Consider the following 15,176-nt stretch of genomic DNA (forward strand, 5'->3'; position numbering starts at 1 on the left):
ATCAAAATTATTTTTTAGCAGCAGGAGCCATAACCGGCGCTGCAGCTGCAGGCGCACCTGTAGGTTTTTTGATATCAGTAATTTCTACATCAAAAGCCAATGGAGAGAATGGAGTAATACCGCCTTGTGGCATTCCACCTTCACCGTAAGCTAATTTTGAAGGAATGATCAAAGTGATCTTTCCACCTTTACCAATTAACTTCAAGCCTTCGTCAAATCCTGGAATTGCTCTCCCGATAGTAAATGGACGTGGGCCATATTGTGCCATTGCATTGAATTTACCTGATTCTTTAGCTACTTTTTCGACACTTGTATCAAAAACGCTTTCTTTACCATCAGATTTTTTAGTCAGTAATTTACCAGTGTAATTTACCATTAAAGTATCTGTAGGTGTAGCTCTTTGTGCATCACCAGGAGCTGTAATTACATATTGTAAACCAGAAGCAGTAGTTTGTACTTTTAATTTATTGTCTTCGATAAAGTTTTTGATTTTACCTGCTTCAGCAGCTTTATGTTTAGCAACTGTAGCCTGGAAATCTTTCTGGAAAAACTCAGTCGCTTTTTTCTGGAAAGTTGAATCAGCTTCACCTTTAGCTTTATGCATTACTTTTTCGATCTTCACAGTGAAAACCATGTATTTATCTTTTTGAGTGGCTGGTTTTGGCTGGTTTGAATATTTAGCCATTGAATCCAGGTCAATTTTGAAAGTAGCACTATCGCCTTCTGCTAATAACATTAAAGCGTCAGAGATATCTCCTGCCCATTGTTTTTTAGATACAGGGAATACAGCTGGTTGCTGAATATCATAAGTACTGCTGGTTACTGAATCTTTCTCAGTTTTCTGAATTGCATTGATTTTGATAATATCACCTTCAACGATTTTATCTTTTCCTTCGGTCTTGTGGATGGTGTACATCAGGCCTCCCGGACCTTTTTTGAAGTTGTTACAAGCTGCTAAACCAAGTGTAGCGGCAAAAAGAATTACTAATGTTTTTTTCATTTTAGATTTATTGTGTTTTATTTTAATTTCATGAGGTACGTTTCAACTATCCTGCAATTTATACAATCTCCGCCTGACGTTCCATTTTATTTGTTTGTTTTTTCTTTTAGAGTCTAAATTTAAACAGACGCTTACAAAAAGCAAGTTTAAGCAAACTTTAAATTAATTACTGCAATAATTGTGTTTTATACTCTGGTAAAATAGATTTAAAGTGTGCAATGGTGTCTTCCAGGTTCAAATCAGAATACCCGCCTGCTGCATTTCTATGCCCGCCACCGTTGAAAAACTTCTTACAAATCTCATTCGCAGGAAAATCACCTGTTGAGCGCAAAGATAATTTAACTTTATCCGTTCTTTCAATGATGAAGGCAGCTAATTTGATTCCATTGATAGATAGTGCATAGTTTACAATACCTTCTGTATCACCAGTAACGATGCTGAAACGCTTAAGTTCTTCGGCAGTAACTGAAATAATAGCAGTATTAAATTCTCTGATGATTTCCAGTTTATTGGTCAGACAGTTCCCCAGAAAACGCAAACGGTTTTCTGTAGCATTGTCATACACTAATTGATGGATACGCCAGTGCTCTGCACCTGCATCAATCAGATCAGCACCAATACGGTAAACTGTAGAAGTTGCAGAAGGGAAACGGAATGAGCCTGAATCGGTCATAATACCAGTATATAAACAGGTAGCAATGTCTTTGTTCATCATTTCACCATCGTTCAGTTCATTGACAATAAAGTCATAAACCAATTGGGCCGCTGCACAAGCATTGATACTCCAGTGTCTGTAATCGTCAAAATCTTCGGGATCAAGGTGATGATCAATCATGATTTTATAGGCAGATGAATTCCTGATTACTTCTCCCAGCTCGTTGATACGGCTCAGGGTATTGAAGTCCAGACAGAAGACCAATGCAGCATCAGCAACTAATTGCTCCGCTTCTTCTTTGGCTTCTGTATAAATCATTACATCAGAGTTATTGGGTAACCAGTGTAAGAAATACGGATAATCTGTTGGGGTAATTACGGTTACATGATGTCCTTTCTGGATCAAATATGCATATAAGCCCAAAGAAGAGCCCATAGCATCGCCATCAGGTTTATGGTGTGTAGTAATTACAATTTTCTGCGGCGTTGCCAGCAATGTTTTGAGTTGGGAAAGGGATAGCATAGTTTTCGCTGCAAATCTAATAATTTAATAAATAGGATGCTGTTTAATTTTAATCAGATGTACCTGAACATTTTTCTAAAGCCTTCTTTTATTTAGCGCTTTAATATTAACTATAGAAAATGTAATTTTGCAAAATAAATAATACAAAGATGACTACAAACAGAACATTTACAATGATTAAGCCAGATGCAGTTGCAAATGGACATATCGGAGCAATTATCAATGACATTACTGCTGCTGGTTTCAAAATCATTGCTTTAAAATACACTCAATTAACAGCTGAAACTGCTGGTAAATTCTATGAAGTACACAAAGATCGTCCATTTTATGGTGATTTAGTTAGCTTCATGTCTTCAGGACCTATCGTAGCTGCTATTCTTGAAAAAGATAACGCAATTGAAGATTTCAGAAAATTAATCGGTGCTACTAACCCTGCTGATGCAGCAGAAGGTACTATCCGTCAAAAATATGCTAAATCTATCGATGCGAATGCTGTTCACGGATCTGATTCGGATGAGAATGCTGCAATCGAAGGAGATTTCTTCTTCACTGCTGCTGAACGTTTCTAGTTTTTGCCTGAATAAAATTATAAAATAAGCACTCTTATGGGGTGCTTATTTTCGTTACGACAACATTGAACCAATTCTAAAGATGAAGAAATTAATCATTACCCTTTTGATTCCTTTTTGCGGTTATGCGGTAACTGCACAAACTAAACGTAAACCTGCAACTAAAAAAGCACCTGTAAAATCAGCTGTTGCTCCAGCAAAAATGATCAGCCTTGCAGATTCAGCAAGTTATGCCTTCGGTATTTCTATGGGTTCCGGCTTAAAAACGAATGGTCTTAAAACATTAAACTACGATTTACTGATTAAAGGCTTGAAAGCTGCTTTTCAGGGACAAACACCCTTATTAAACGAGCAGGCTTCTCAAAAAGCAATTGGAGACCTTTTTAAAATAATTACTATGGAAAAATATGCACCGCAGATAGCCAAAGAAAAAAGCTTTCTGGAAGGCAATCTGAAACAAATCAATGTTAGAAATACGCCAAGTGGCTTACAATATATTGTAATCACACCTGGAGAAGGGCCAAAACCAACCGCTACAGACAATGTACTGGTCAACTATAAAGGTACTTTACTAGACGGTAAACAATTTGACAGTTCTTATGATAGAAAAGAACCGCTTTCGATTGCAGTCAACAGAGTAATTCCAGGATGGACAGAAGGTTTACAATTGATGTCTCCGGGTGCGAAGTATAAATTCTTCATCCCTTACAACTTAGCTTACGGTGAACGTGCGATGGGAAAAGACATTCCTGCCTACAGTATGCTGATTTTTGAAGTTGAATTATTAAAAATAAACGGTAAATAATATTTTTAAAAACCATTTCATAGCCGATTTGTTGTGACTAAATAAATTAACACACTATGGAAATTAAAAGATATTTACCACTCGCATTAGTAGCTTTAGTTATGACAACTTTAAGTAGCTGTCAACTTATAGAGGGGATATTCAAGGCCGGAGTCTGGTCCGGTATAATTGTAGTTGTAGTAGTGCTTGCCCTTATTATATGGGTAGTCAGCAAAATATTTGGTGGCGGAAGTAAAGGCTAATCACTATAAGAATACAATTTCATTGATGACCTCTGAACCGGCACGTTCATTCAGTTTCTGGATGATGCCGGTTCTAACCATTAAGAGCTCATTTTTAATAACTGAAGATTCTATCCGGACAAATAACTTCTTATGCGCAATATAAATTTGTGTAGTCCGGTTCCCAATTGCAGTTCCCATAATTTCGGGCCACATGGCCACTACGCCTGTTTCATCGAACTTCCCCTTTAACCTATAGACAGACAGCATTTTTGAAATGGCATCTTTCAAGGTCATATCATTAGGTTTACGCATGTTGTATCCCTCCGTTTATTACTTCAAATAAAGTTACGGGAACTTTGATCTTATCGAAAATATTCAGGACTCTTTCTTTCCCCGTATCGGTAATAAAAATCTGTCCGAAGTCATGGTGAGAAACCATTTCCATCAGTTTATGCATCCGGCGTTCGTCGAGCTTATCAAAAATATCATCTAATAACAATAAAGGTTTGAAGCCTTTATATTTTTCCACATAAGCATACTGTGCGAGTTTTAATGCGATCAGGAAAGATTTCTGTTGTCCTTGTGAGCCAAATTTCTTTAAGGGCATATCAAGGATGGTGAAAATCAGATCATCTTTATGGATTCCGGTAGTTGTTCTTTCGAGTACTTTATCTTTTTCTACAGTTTGCAGCAGTAAAGTTTCAAATGGAGTATCATTTAACTGAGATTGATAAGTTAAACAAACCTGTTCTGCATCTTCTGTCAGATATTGATAGTACTTATTAAACAGTTCTATATAATCTACCATAAATTGTTTGCGCTTCGCAAAAATCTTCTCTCCGCAACCAATCAGCTGTTCATTAAAGATTTCAAGCAAAGCTGGGTCATAACGGCGTGTAGTAGCGATCTGCTTTAGTAAAGCATTTCTGTTAAGCAGATGCCTGTTGTATAACATCAGTTCGTCCAGGTATTGTGAATCGGTCTGAGAGATCACATTGTCCATAAACTTACGGCGCTCTTCGCTCCCATCCATAATGATCGTGACATCATAAGGCGAAATCATGACCAATGGAAACAGGCCGATATGACTGGCCAGTTTATCGTATTCTTTTTTATTCCGCTTAAATTGCTTTTTCTGATTCTTCTTGACACCACAGGTGATCTTCTCGTTTTTTTCCTGACGGTCGAAATCGCCCTGGATCATAAAAAGTTCTTCTGCAGTTTTGATCTGCTGACTATCAATCGGATTGAAATAGCTCTTGCAAAGGCACAGGTAGTGGATCGCATCGAGTAAATTGGTCTTCCCGGCACCATTATTCCCAATAAATGCGTTCACCGTTTTTGAAAACCGTAAATCAGCATCAGAATAATTCTTGAAGTTGAGCAGAGTAATGTTTTTTAACCACATAGTATGAGATTGCAAAGTTACCGTTTAGCTTTGTTAAAAGAAGCTGATCTACAGATTTGTTTCATCATTATCCTATTCACATCTAATTCAGGAAGTTCGAAAAACAGTTATGATGAAAATTTTTATTTAAATACTGAAAAAGAGGTTGATACTTTAACCGAAAAATGTATTTTTGCAATCCTTAATTTTTTTAAATAAAATGTCCACAACAGAAAAAGAAGTAAATCATAACGTTAGAAAAGGTTCATTCTTAGAGGAAAACTCTAAAAGCCTTTTATTCATTGCCGCAGCGGTAATCGTATTAGTGATCATATACTTTTGGTATCAGAATGTATATTTAAAGGACAGAGCTGAAGAGGCTTCTGCAAAAATGTACAAAGCAGAACAATATGTTGGGGTAGATTCTCTGGCCAATAAAGCGATCACCGGAGATGCAGGTTATCCTGGATTTGAAAAAATCGCTGAAGAATATAACAATACTAAATCAGCGAACTTAGCAAATCTTTACCTTGGTGGGATTTATTTACGTAAGGGGGAATACAAAAAAGCAACTGAAGTTCTAGGCAAATATTCAGAAACAGGAAGTCCTGTTGCGGATCCACTGGCATTAGGAATGTTAGGTGATGCTTACAGTGAGCTGAAAGATTACAGCCAGGCAATCACTTATTACAAGAAAGCAGCTGACAAATCAAGTAACAAGTTTACTTCTCCATTGTTCCTTAAAAAACTAGGATTAGTTTACGAATCACAAAAAGACTATAAAAATGCAGAAGACGCCTACAACAAAATCAAAAATGAGTTCCCTGCAAGTCAGGAAGCTACCATGATTGATGAGTACATTGCGCGTGTTACTGCTGCACAAGGAAAATAAAATTTAAAAATTTTTGACAAAGGCCTGCATTTTATGCGGGCCTTTTTTTTGTTTTAATACTTACATTTGCACCATGGCATCACAATTAAAAAATCTATCTGACTTTTCTCATACTACTGTTCCTGATGGCGCAGCTTATAAAATCGCTATTGCAGTTGCTGAATGGAATGCAGAAGTAACTGGCAGCTTGTATAAAGGTGCTTTAGAAACACTTTTAAAACATGGCGTTAAAGAAGAGAATATTATTTCTTTAGCTGTTCCGGGAAGTTTTGAATTGACTGGCGCAGCAGAGATCCTGTTGAAGAAACATGCAGATCTTGATGCAGTAATCTGCCTTGGCTGTGTAATACAGGGAGAGACCAGACATTTTGATTTCATCTGTGATGCGATAGGTAACGGGATCACTCAGGTAGGGATTAAATATAGTAAACCAGTTATTTTTGGTGTATTGACAACCAATGATTTACAACAAGCTTTAGACAGATCTGGTGGCAAGCACGGTAACAAAGGTGATGAGGCTGCTTTCACAGCAATAAAAATGGCTCATTTCTTGCATACAGCATAATAAGGAATTGCTTTTTTTTCTGGAATAGTGTAGATTAGCGAAAGAATAATCAAAATCTACGCTCATGAAGAAATTAGCAATAGTGTTACTGGGAGTATTCTTTGCAATAACAGTTTTAGAGTCTTGCTCTAACCGTATCTGCCCGGCATACAGTTCGTATCCAAAAGGCAACCGGAGAAAGTAAGCCGGACAAATTAAAATAGAAATTAGATGGAGTGGAAGAACATAACTGATCCAGAACAGATCAGTGGGATAAAAACGCAGGAAGGCTATAGTTTAATTTTTAAACACAGCACCCGTTGTTCAGTGAGTATGATGGCAAAAAAACGTTTTGAACTGGACTGGGACATTATCCCTGAAGGGACAAAGCTATATTTTCTTGACCTGATCAGCCATCGTGCAATTTCTGCACAGATAGCTGAAACATTTCAAGTTCACCATGAGTCTCCTCAGATCTTATTGATTAAGGATGGCGATTGTGTACTGGATGCCTCTCATAGTGATATCTCGGCCGATGAAGTAGCCGAACTGATTAATAATTAAAAGAAATAGTTTTCTTTAAGTCAGGGTGAAGGCTGTAAAATACCGGACAGGTATTTGCAGACCTTTCAATAATCTTTTTGTCTTTATCAGAATAGTTATTTGCAGGGAACTGGAGGACAGCTATAATTTCAGCTACTCTTCTAGGGCCTTCTGCCATAATTTTCGTGATTTCGCAGGTAGCTCCGTCAATATTAAAGCCATGTTCTGCTGCTGCAATCCCAACAATAGTGATCATACAGTTTCCCAATGAGGTAGCTAGCAGGTCTGTCGGTGAAAACGCCTCTCCTTTACCTTTATTGTCTACAGGTGCATCAGTAATGATTTCATTGCCCGAACGTAAGTGAACAGAGGTAGTTCTCAATCCTCCGTTATAAGTTATTTTTGAAGTTGCCATATCAGGTTGTTTTTTAGGTCAGCTTAAATTCTGGTTAAGCCTGCTTTACAAGATTAACATAAATTATTTACGAAATCAATATGCTTAGCACGTGTATTTGCCGTAGTTTGTCATAATTTAATCGTTTTTAAGCATAACATTACACCTTACATACATTCCATGTTTATAACAATTCAAACCTATTGCTTAACTTTGCTGCATGATCGAACTTCCGGTTGTTTCAGCAAACCCAGTACAACGTAAACCAGATTGGCTTAGAGTTAAGCTTCCTGTAGGTAAAGAGTATGCGCAGGTGCGCAGTCTTGTAGATACCCATAAATTACATACCATTTGTGAAAGTGGCAATTGTCCGAACATGGGCGAATGCTGGGGTGCAGGCACGGCAACATTCATGATCCTTGGTAACATCTGTACCCGCTCCTGCTCTTTTTGTGCAGTGGCAACAGGCAGACCAAAAGCTGTGGATACAGATGAGCCTAACCGGGTTGCAAATTCAGTGAAATTAATGCAGGTTAAACATTGCGTAATTACTTCGGTAGACCGCGATGATTTAAAAGATGGCGGCTCTATTATCTGGGCAGAAACTTTACAGGCTATCCGCAGAGAAAGCCCTTCGACAACTTTAGAAACGCTTATTCCTGATTTCAGAGGTATTTGGGACAACCTTTACCGTGTATTGGAAGAACGTCCTGAAGTGATGTCTCATAACATCGAAACTGTACGCCGTTTAACGAAACAAGTACGTGTTCAGGCAAAGTATGACAGAAGTCTGGAGTGCCTGAAAAGAATCTCAGAATTCGGTTTGAGAACTAAAACGGGAATTATGCTTGGCTTAGGGGAAACTGAGGATGATGTATTGGAAGCAATGGATGATTTGGTGGCAAATGGGGTACATATCCTGACTTTAGGCCAGTACTTACAACCTACACGGAACCATCACCCGGTTGTAGACTGGATCCATCCTGATCAATTTGCAAAATATAAGGAAATTGGAATGCAAAAAGGTTTAAGGTATGTAGAAAGTGGTCCGTTGGTCCGTTCTTCTTATCATGCAGAAAAACACCTTTTTGATTTTTAATCCGTAGCAAACAAGTTCAAACAAAAAGACCTTTGAACTTGTTAAACATTCTGTATATTAGCAAACATTGGCACCGAATAAAAAAATATCCCTTACAGAAGAAGACCTGGTGCGTGCACTGAAAGGTCAGGAGACAATCGCTATTCAGGCTTTATATGATATGTATTCAGCAGCATTGCTGGGGGTAATTTTCAGGATTGTACAACATTCGGAAATAGCTGAAGATTTATTACAAGACACTTTCATTAAGATCTGGCATTCGGCAGCAGGTTACGACAGTAGCAAAGGCCGTTTATTTACCTGGATGATTAATATTGCCCGTAATCTGGCAATAGATAAAATAAGATCCAAGGACTTTAAAAATGCCAGTAAAAACCAAGACCTTGAAAATAACGTAGATTTCATTGACCTGCAAAGAAAGGTAACTTTCAACGCAGATACATTGGGAATCAAAGACATGGTTACTGCACTTAAACCAGAATTTAATAGTGTATTAGACATGGTTTATTTTAAAGGTTATACCCATGTAGAGGCAGCAGAAGAACTGAATTTACCATTAGGTACGGTTAAAACCCGGATCAGGATGGCTATTATGGAATTAAGAAAGCATTTTAATTAAAGTGGAAGACGCAAAAGCATATATCGAAACAGGCATACTTGAACTTTACGTTCTCGGGCATCTCAATGCTCAGGAACAACGTGAAGCAGAGGAAATGGCGGCAAAGTATCCTGCGATAAAAGAGGAGATTACCGCTATTGAAATTGCTATGGAACAATATGCGGTTAAACATGCTATTGAACCGACTAAAGGACTGGATAAACAAATATTCGAAAAATTAGGCATACCTGATGATGTGGTGCCTTTTCATGAAGTACCTGTTCCAAAGGAAACTCCGGCACCAAGTCACGAAGCTAAAATCATTCCTTTAGTAGCAGATCATGCAGCTTCGACCATCAGAACATTAAGATATTCATTAGTGGCCTGTGTTGGACTATTAGTTGTGAGTGTGGCTGCACTTTATGCGACGCACGATAAGTTAACTATTGCCAATCAGCAGATCATTGCGATGAATATTGACAAACAAAAGTTTGCAAGCACTGTAAGTTTCATGAAAGATGAAAACAAAGATTTACAGGAAATTGCAGCAATTTCTGCAGACCCAGCCTGGACATCGGTAAAGCTTGCAGGAACAAAAATCTCTCCGCAAGCGAACATGATGGTTTACTGGCATAAAAAGGGACAGCATGTCATGGTAGATAATACTAAAATGGCTCTTCCTCAAAATGATGCTGCACACCAATATCAGTTATGGGCTATGGTAGATGGTAAACCAGTAGATCTGGGTGTATTTGATGCCAAATCAGGACCTGGGAAATTATTACTGACAATGAAAGAGGTTGGCCATGCACAGGCTTTTGCTGTTACGCTTGAAAAACGTGGTGGCAGTCCAAGCCCGACTATGGAAAAGATGATTGCTATGGGCGGCGTCTCTATCTAGTTAATCCTTTTACCACTTCAGGAAGGTGTTCAGCAACTGCTGATGCTTTGACAGAAACCCTGGTCACAGCAAGTAGATCTCCAGACGTTCCATGTATAAAACAAGCCGCATAAGCTGCTTCAATAGCTTTATAACCTTGTGCAGCGAGTGAGGCAATTAAGCCCGTCAATACGTCTCCCATCCCCCCTTGTCCCATTGCAGGATTACCAGTTGGATTAATCCTAACTTTTCCCTGCTGATCAATTATAAAAGTATACTGATTTTTAAGTACGATCACACATTTTAATTCCACAGCTTTTTCTCTTGCAGTTTCTAAACGTGCCCACCAGGATTCATGCGCACCGAAAAGGTGATCAAATTCCTTCATATGAGGGGTTAAAACAGAACCTTCGGTCAATTGCTTCATTAAGCTTTCGTCATTTCCTAAAAGATGCAGCGCATCTGCATCAATGATCAGGGGACGTTTTAACATCAACAGACTTTTCAACAGTTCAATAATGGCAGCATCTGTGCCCAAACCTGGCCCAATAGCGATGATTTTGAATTTATCCAATACGGATGCTGTACTTGTGAGTTCTTTCCGGTCGAGATACATCACTTCAGGAAGCGTTGTATTTAACGCCGTCAAACCACTTTCAGGAATGGAAAGCGTTGTTAAACCTGCTCCACCATACAAACATCCCTTGGCGGCAAGAATTGCTGCGCCCATAGTTTCCTTTTGGCCAGCAATGATCAGGGCATGCCCATAAGTTCCTTTATGGGTAAAAGGTTTACGGGGTTGAATCAGGTCTTTGATATCATGCTGTTCCAAAAGCTGATAAGGAGAAGCTTGCTTTTCGATAAATTCTTCATCCAGACCAATTGACACTACACGGAAACGGTTTAAGGCCGCTGCCGATTCAGGGAAAAAGAAGTTGATTTTTGGCCGCTGAAAACAGATGACCAGATCTGCTTTAATAAAGTGGTCAGTTTTTGCAATTACACCTTCTGCAGGAAACCCAGTAGGGATATCAACTGCAATTACCTGGAGGTTTAAGCTGTTGATAAATGTAGCGAGTTCTGCATAAGCACCACTCAAAGGCTTGTTTAAGCCCGACCCTAAAACGGCATCAATAATGACCCCGTCTTTCATGTTTTTAAGATCTTCTAAAGTTTTAACCGTGGTTAAAGGAAACCACAAATCCTTTAACCGGTTGAGGTTCGTTTGATATTCTGCAGTTTCCTTCTCAGAAAAATCAATCAGGTAAACTGCAACTGAGCTATATCCTTTATCCTGCAGTATTCTTGCAATAGCTAATCCATCTGCGCCATTATTACCCTTACCGCATAAAATATTGACAGGGGTTTCTATAGCCTTTATTTCCTGCACAAACTCATTTACAAATGCCATAGAGGCAGTTTCCATCAATTCTATGGAAGATATATCCAGATTCTTAATTGTAAATACGTCTGCCGAACGCATCTGCTGCTGATTGATTAGCTTCTGCATGTCATGTATAGGTTAGTGTTTCATTTCTTTTTTCAGGAACTTTCCTGTCAGACTGATTGGATTTTGGATCAGACCTTCGGGTGTACCTTCAAAAATGATTCTTCCACCACCAGCACCGCCTTCTTCTCCCAAATCAATTACCCAGTCGGCCACTTTGACTACGTCCAGGTTATGTTCAATGACTAATACGGTATTTCCTTTATCTACCAACTCATTTAATACGCCCAGCAATACATTGATATCTTCAAAGTGAAGGCCGGTTGTCGGCTCATCCAGGATATAAAAAGTTTTCCCGGTATCCTTTTTGGATAATTCAGTAGCCAACTTAACCCGCTGTGCCTCTCCGCCTGATAAGGTAGTGGAAGATTGTCCTAAAGTGATATAACCTAAACCAACGTCCTTTAAAGTCTTTATCTTACGGTAAATCACTGGCATGTTCTCAAAGAATGCACAAGCATCTTCAATACTCATATCCAGCACATCACTAATCGACTTACCACGGTAACGTACTTCCAGTGTTTCTCTGTTGTATCTTCTGCCGCCGCATTCTTCACAAGGCACGTGCACATCAGGCAGGAAATTCATTTCGATAACCTTCATTCCGGCACCCTGACAGGTTTCACATCTTCCGCCTTTTACATTGAAAGAGAAACGACCAGGTTTATAACCTCGTATTTTGGCTTCTGGTAATTGCACATACAAGTTCCTGATATCAGAGAAAACCCCGGTATAAGTAGATGGATTTGATCTTGGTGTTCTGCCAATCGGCGCCTGATCAATTTCAATAACTTTATCTATTTCCTTAATCCCATTGATCTTTTCATAAGGTAAAGGATGTTTTTTCGCTCTGAAGAAATAATGGTTTAATATTGGATATAAAGTCTCCGTGATCAAACTTGACTTACCACTCCCGGAAACCCCGGTAACTGCAATAAATTTTCCTAACGGAAAGTCTACAGAAACTTCCTTCAGGTTATGACCAGTGGCTTTAATGATAGATAATTTATGTCCGTTTCCTTTTCTTCTTTTAGCAGGAACAGTGATTTCTTTCTTTCCATTCAGATAGGCCGCAGTCAGCGTTCCTGATTTCAAAATCTCTTTTGGTGTTCCCTGGGCAACAATCTGTCCTCCGCGTAAACCTGCCGCCGGACCAACGTCAATAACGTAATCGGCTTCCAGGATCATGTCTTTATCATGTTCCACAACCAATACCGTATTTCCAAGGTCACGCAGATTTTTCAGTGCACCAATTAAACGTTCATTATCACGCTGGTGAAGTCCGATACTTGGTTCATCCAGAATATACATGACATTCATCAATTGTGAGCCGATTTGTGTAGCCAGGCGGATCCTTTGTGCTTCACCTCCTGACAGGGTTCTTGCTGTTCTGTCCAACGACAGATAATTTAATCCCACATCGGTCAAAAAGCCCAGTCTGGTTCTGATTTCTTTCAGGATTTCTTTAGCAATTGTATTTTGTCTTTCATTTAAACGGCTTTCCAAATCATTAAACCAACCTTTAAGGCTATTAATGTCCATTTCTGCCAGTTCAAAGATATTCTTGCCGTCTACTTTAAAGTGAAGACTTTCTTTTTTCAGCCTTGCGCCATTACAAGAAGGACAGGTTTTAAGTTTACGGAACGTTTCCATATCATCAACAGCCCCCTCTCCTTTTTTCTCATTCTGTTCTTCCAGTAATTTTATAATCCCATCAAACGTAATCTGATAGTTCTGCACATTCCACTTGTTATATTCAACAGCTACCGACAGTAAGTCAGGGCTACCATTCAACAGAATATTTATGTTTTCTTCTCCTAATTTCTCAATTGGAGTGGAAAGAGAGAAATTGTATTTTTTGGCCAGTGCTTTAATCACCTGGAACATCCAGATATCACGGTATTCACCCAATGGGGCCAATCCACCGCTCATGATACTTAATTTAGGATTAGGCATCACCGATTCTCTGTCTACCACGAAGATATAACCTAAACCATCACATCTTTCACAAGCTCCATAAGGTGAATTGAAAGAAAAGCTGTTTGGCTGTGGTTCATCATAAGAAATCCCTGTAGTAGGGCACATCAGAAACTTGCTAAAATGAGAAACATTATTCTCCTTATCGCTGATTTTAATAATTCCTTTGCCCACACGCATAGCCGTCTGAACAGAATCGATTAATCGTTTATGATCTTTCCTGTCTACCAGCAACCGGTCTACAACAATCTCTATATCGTGGATTTTGTACCTGTCAACCTGCATTTTTGGAGCCATATCCTGTATTTCTCCATCAATACGGACTTTAACATATCCTTGTTTACGGATTTGTTCGAATAACTCACGATAATGTCCTTTCCGGCCTTTAACTACAGGCGCGAGGATATTAACCGCAATGCCCTCATATTTATTGTAAATATTATTCAGAATCTGATCCTCACTCATCCTTTCCATTTTCTCCCCTGTATTGTAAGAGAAGGCATCGGCAGTACGGGCGTACAGCAGACGCATGAAATCATAGATTTCTGTGATCGTACCCACAGTTGATCTTGGATTCTTACTGGTAGTTTTCTGTTCAATGGCAATTACAGGACTCAGCCCTGATACTTTATCTACATCAGGTCTTTCCATGCCTCCCATAAATTGACGGGAATAGGCGCTGAAAGTTTCCATGTAGCGACGTTGTCCTTCGGCATAAATTGTATCAAATGCCAGTGATGATTTACCACTGCCACTTAAACCAGTTATCACAACCAGTTGGTTACGCGGAAAAGAAATATCTATGTTTTTAAGGTTGTGAACCCTTGCACCGTATACTTCAACATCTTTTTGTTCACCCAGATCGATGGTATTTTTGCTCATATATATTTAAAAAATGCGATTGAAATCTTTGAAATAAAGAAAGCAAATTTGCAGCCACAAAAGTACCCATTTTTCTTTGAATAGCCTATCGCGTTTTATTTATTGTAAACCTTGAAATCCCTGTTCTTTTCAAATTAAAAGGGTTCCTTAATAGCAAACAATTATTTGACGTTAATGTTACTTTAAATATGAATTACAAAAGCACAATTTTGGCATTATTCTTCCTGATTGGGGGAATGGCCAGTAGTAAAGCTCAGGATATCCCTAAAAAAGATGTTCCGGATGCAGTGAAAACAGTTTTCATTAAGGCTTACCCAAAAGCAACTGATATAGATTGGAAAATGAAAGGCTCCAACTATGAAGCAAAGTTTGATTTGGGAAAAGTGGATCATAAAGCAACTTACAATGCTTTGGGTAAAACAATATCTGTTGAAAAAGATATTCCCAATTCGCAACTTCCGGCCGCAATAGCAAAAAGTATCCGGATCAAGTATCCTAAAGGACGAATTGATGATGTGGACTGGATTAATACCGGCGGTAAAATCACTTACAAGATTGACATTGAAGGTACGCCAGACGTCAATGTCTGGTACAGCGCTGATGGTAAGTTTATCAAAGAAGTTGCCGACTAAGACCGGAATAAAGAACTAGAGCCATTGAAAAATATTCAATGGCTTTTTCGTTCATGAAAAACAGGA

Annotated in this window: 17 protein-coding genes; 10 read left to right on the forward strand and 7 right to left on the reverse strand. The window is 38.8% G+C overall.

Going from position 1 to position 15,176, the window contains the following annotated elements:
* Nucleotides 1-7: 7 nt before the first annotated feature.
* Entirely contained in the window at nt 8-1,000 is a 993-nt protein-coding gene (locus AY601_RS18125) for an FKBP-type peptidyl-prolyl cis-trans isomerase (RefSeq protein WP_068403637.1), read from the reverse strand.
* Nucleotides 1,001-1,166: 166 nt separating this feature from the next.
* Entirely contained in the window at nt 1,167-2,177 is a 1,011-nt protein-coding gene (locus tag AY601_RS18130) for a DHH family phosphoesterase (RefSeq protein ID WP_068403639.1), read from the reverse strand.
* Between the two features lie 149 nt (nt 2,178-2,326).
* Here AY601_RS18130 and AY601_RS18135 point away from each other — a divergent pair, with 149 nt between their 5' ends.
* The 3 genes from AY601_RS18135 to AY601_RS18145 all read left to right on the forward strand — a co-directional run bounded on the left by AY601_RS18135 (nt 2,327) and on the right by AY601_RS18145 (nt 3,793).
* Nucleotides 2,327-2,746 carry a nucleoside-diphosphate kinase gene (locus AY601_RS18135; RefSeq protein ID WP_068403641.1) on the forward strand — a complete coding sequence of 140 codons (420 nt, stop codon included), beginning with the start codon at nt 2,327-2,329 and terminating at the stop codon, nt 2,744-2,746.
* A gap of 82 nt (nt 2,747-2,828) precedes the next feature.
* Nucleotides 2,829-3,551, forward strand: a complete 723-nt coding sequence (locus AY601_RS18140; protein ID WP_068403643.1) for an FKBP-type peptidyl-prolyl cis-trans isomerase — start codon at nt 2,829-2,831, stop codon at nt 3,549-3,551.
* Nucleotides 3,552-3,607: 56 nt separating this feature from the next.
* Nucleotides 3,608-3,793 (forward strand): hypothetical protein, encoded by a 186-nt coding sequence (locus AY601_RS18145; protein WP_068403645.1) that lies wholly within the window; start codon nt 3,608-3,610, stop codon nt 3,791-3,793.
* A gap of 3 nt (nt 3,794-3,796) precedes the next feature.
* Here AY601_RS18145 and AY601_RS18150 read toward each other — a convergent pair whose 3' ends face one another.
* Both AY601_RS18150 and recF read right to left on the reverse strand, forming a co-directional pair.
* Nucleotides 3,797-4,087, reverse strand: a complete 291-nt coding sequence (locus tag AY601_RS18150; RefSeq protein WP_041880746.1) for a DUF721 domain-containing protein — start codon at nt 4,085-4,087, stop codon at nt 3,797-3,799.
* The gene (recF, locus tag AY601_RS18155; protein ID WP_068403647.1) at nt 4,080-5,183 is read right to left on the reverse strand and encodes a DNA replication/repair protein RecF; all 1,104 of its coding nucleotides are present in this window, start codon (nt 5,181-5,183) and stop codon (nt 4,080-4,082) included. Before recF ends, AY601_RS18150 begins: the two co-directional genes overlap by 8 nt.
* A 199-nt stretch (nt 5,184-5,382) precedes the next feature.
* On the opposite strand from recF, the gene AY601_RS18165 reads away from it, so the two are divergent.
* From AY601_RS18165 to ytxJ, 3 genes are all read left to right on the forward strand, one after another.
* Entirely contained in the window at nt 5,383-6,054 is a 672-nt protein-coding gene (locus AY601_RS18165) for a tetratricopeptide repeat protein (RefSeq protein ID WP_068403651.1), read from the forward strand.
* Between the two features lie 73 nt (nt 6,055-6,127).
* Nucleotides 6,128-6,619 carry a 6,7-dimethyl-8-ribityllumazine synthase gene (gene ribH / locus AY601_RS18170; RefSeq protein ID WP_068403653.1) on the forward strand — a complete coding sequence of 164 codons (492 nt, stop codon included), beginning with the start codon at nt 6,128-6,130 and terminating at the stop codon, nt 6,617-6,619.
* Nucleotides 6,620-6,829: 210 nt separating this feature from the next.
* Nucleotides 6,830-7,162 (forward strand): bacillithiol system redox-active protein YtxJ, encoded by a 333-nt coding sequence (gene ytxJ, locus AY601_RS18175; protein WP_068403655.1) that lies wholly within the window; start codon nt 6,830-6,832, stop codon nt 7,160-7,162.
* Here ytxJ and AY601_RS18180 read toward each other — a convergent pair.
* The gene (locus tag AY601_RS18180; protein ID WP_068403657.1) at nt 7,152-7,556 is read right to left on the reverse strand and encodes an OsmC family protein; all 405 of its coding nucleotides are present in this window, start codon (nt 7,554-7,556) and stop codon (nt 7,152-7,154) included. The two genes, ytxJ and AY601_RS18180, sit on opposite strands and share 11 nt — an antisense overlap.
* Before the next feature lie 199 nt (nt 7,557-7,755).
* Here AY601_RS18180 and lipA point away from each other — a divergent pair, with 199 nt between their 5' ends.
* The 3 genes from lipA (at nt 7,756) to AY601_RS18195 (ending at nt 10,133) form a co-directional block, all read left to right on the forward strand.
* Nucleotides 7,756-8,634, forward strand: a complete 879-nt coding sequence (gene lipA, locus AY601_RS18185; protein WP_068403659.1) for a lipoyl synthase — start codon at nt 7,756-7,758, stop codon at nt 8,632-8,634.
* A 67-nt stretch (nt 8,635-8,701) separates the two neighbouring features.
* Complete coding sequence (locus AY601_RS18190) at nt 8,702-9,253, forward strand: RNA polymerase sigma factor (protein WP_068403660.1); 552 nt, start codon at nt 8,702-8,704, stop codon at nt 9,251-9,253.
* Nucleotide 9,254: 1 nt separating this feature from the next.
* Nucleotides 9,255-10,133 carry an anti-sigma factor gene (locus AY601_RS18195; RefSeq protein ID WP_068403662.1) on the forward strand — a complete coding sequence of 293 codons (879 nt, stop codon included), beginning with the start codon at nt 9,255-9,257 and terminating at the stop codon, nt 10,131-10,133.
* Here the strand turns inward: AY601_RS18195 and AY601_RS18200 are convergent.
* The gene (locus AY601_RS18200; RefSeq protein WP_232324623.1) at nt 10,126-11,622 is read right to left on the reverse strand and encodes an NAD(P)H-hydrate dehydratase; all 1,497 of its coding nucleotides are present in this window, start codon (nt 11,620-11,622) and stop codon (nt 10,126-10,128) included. The two genes, AY601_RS18195 and AY601_RS18200, sit on opposite strands and share 8 nt — an antisense overlap.
* Nucleotides 11,623-11,634: 12 nt before the next feature.
* Nucleotides 11,635-14,478: an excinuclease ABC subunit UvrA gene (gene uvrA / locus AY601_RS18205; RefSeq protein WP_068403664.1), complete on the reverse strand. Its 2,844-nt coding sequence runs from the start codon at nt 14,476-14,478 to the stop codon at nt 11,635-11,637.
* 188 nt (nt 14,479-14,666) lie between these two features.
* On the opposite strand from uvrA, the gene AY601_RS18210 reads away from it, so the two are divergent.
* Nucleotides 14,667-15,110: a PepSY-like domain-containing protein gene (locus tag AY601_RS18210; RefSeq protein WP_068403666.1), complete on the forward strand. Its 444-nt coding sequence runs from the start codon at nt 14,667-14,669 to the stop codon at nt 15,108-15,110.
* Nucleotides 15,111-15,176 lie beyond the last annotated feature (66 nt).

The organism is Pedobacter cryoconitis (genome assembly GCF_001590605.1).
GTDB lineage: Bacteria > Bacteroidota > Bacteroidia > Sphingobacteriales > Sphingobacteriaceae > Pedobacter > Pedobacter cryoconitis_A.

Bases quoted from the DNA above. Each gene is read 5' to 3' on its own strand.
- AY601_RS18210 (WP_068403666.1), top strand. From the start codon at position 14,667: ATGAATTACAAAAGCACAATTTTGGCATTATTCTTCCTGATTGGGGGA.
- recF (WP_068403647.1), bottom strand. From the start codon at position 5,183: ATGTGGTTAAAAAACATTACTCTGCTCAACTTCAAGAATTATTCTGAT.
- AY601_RS18130 (WP_068403639.1), bottom strand. From the start codon at position 2,177: ATGCTATCCCTTTCCCAACTCAAAACATTGCTGGCAACGCCGCAGAAA.
- AY601_RS18200 (WP_232324623.1), bottom strand. From the start codon at position 11,622: ATGCAGAAGCTAATCAATCAGCAGCAGATGCGTTCGGCAGACGTATTT.
- AY601_RS18135 (WP_068403641.1), top strand. From the start codon at position 2,327: ATGACTACAAACAGAACATTTACAATGATTAAGCCAGATGCAGTTGCA.
- ytxJ (WP_068403655.1), top strand. From the start codon at position 6,830: ATGGAGTGGAAGAACATAACTGATCCAGAACAGATCAGTGGGATAAAA.
- AY601_RS18180 (WP_068403657.1), bottom strand. From the start codon at position 7,556: ATGGCAACTTCAAAAATAACTTATAACGGAGGATTGAGAACTACCTCT.
- ribH (WP_068403653.1), top strand. From the start codon at position 6,128: ATGGCATCACAATTAAAAAATCTATCTGACTTTTCTCATACTACTGTT.
- uvrA (WP_068403664.1), bottom strand. From the start codon at position 14,478: ATGAGCAAAAATACCATCGATCTGGGTGAACAAAAAGATGTTGAAGTA.
- AY601_RS18150 (WP_041880746.1), bottom strand. From the start codon at position 4,087: ATGCGTAAACCTAATGATATGACCTTGAAAGATGCCATTTCAAAAATG.
- AY601_RS18125 (WP_068403637.1), bottom strand. From the start codon at position 1,000: ATGAAAAAAACATTAGTAATTCTTTTTGCCGCTACACTTGGTTTAGCA.
- lipA (WP_068403659.1), top strand. From the start codon at position 7,756: ATGATCGAACTTCCGGTTGTTTCAGCAAACCCAGTACAACGTAAACCA.
- AY601_RS18145 (WP_068403645.1), top strand. From the start codon at position 3,608: ATGGAAATTAAAAGATATTTACCACTCGCATTAGTAGCTTTAGTTATG.
- AY601_RS18165 (WP_068403651.1), top strand. From the start codon at position 5,383: ATGTCCACAACAGAAAAAGAAGTAAATCATAACGTTAGAAAAGGTTCA.
- AY601_RS18140 (WP_068403643.1), top strand. From the start codon at position 2,829: ATGAAGAAATTAATCATTACCCTTTTGATTCCTTTTTGCGGTTATGCG.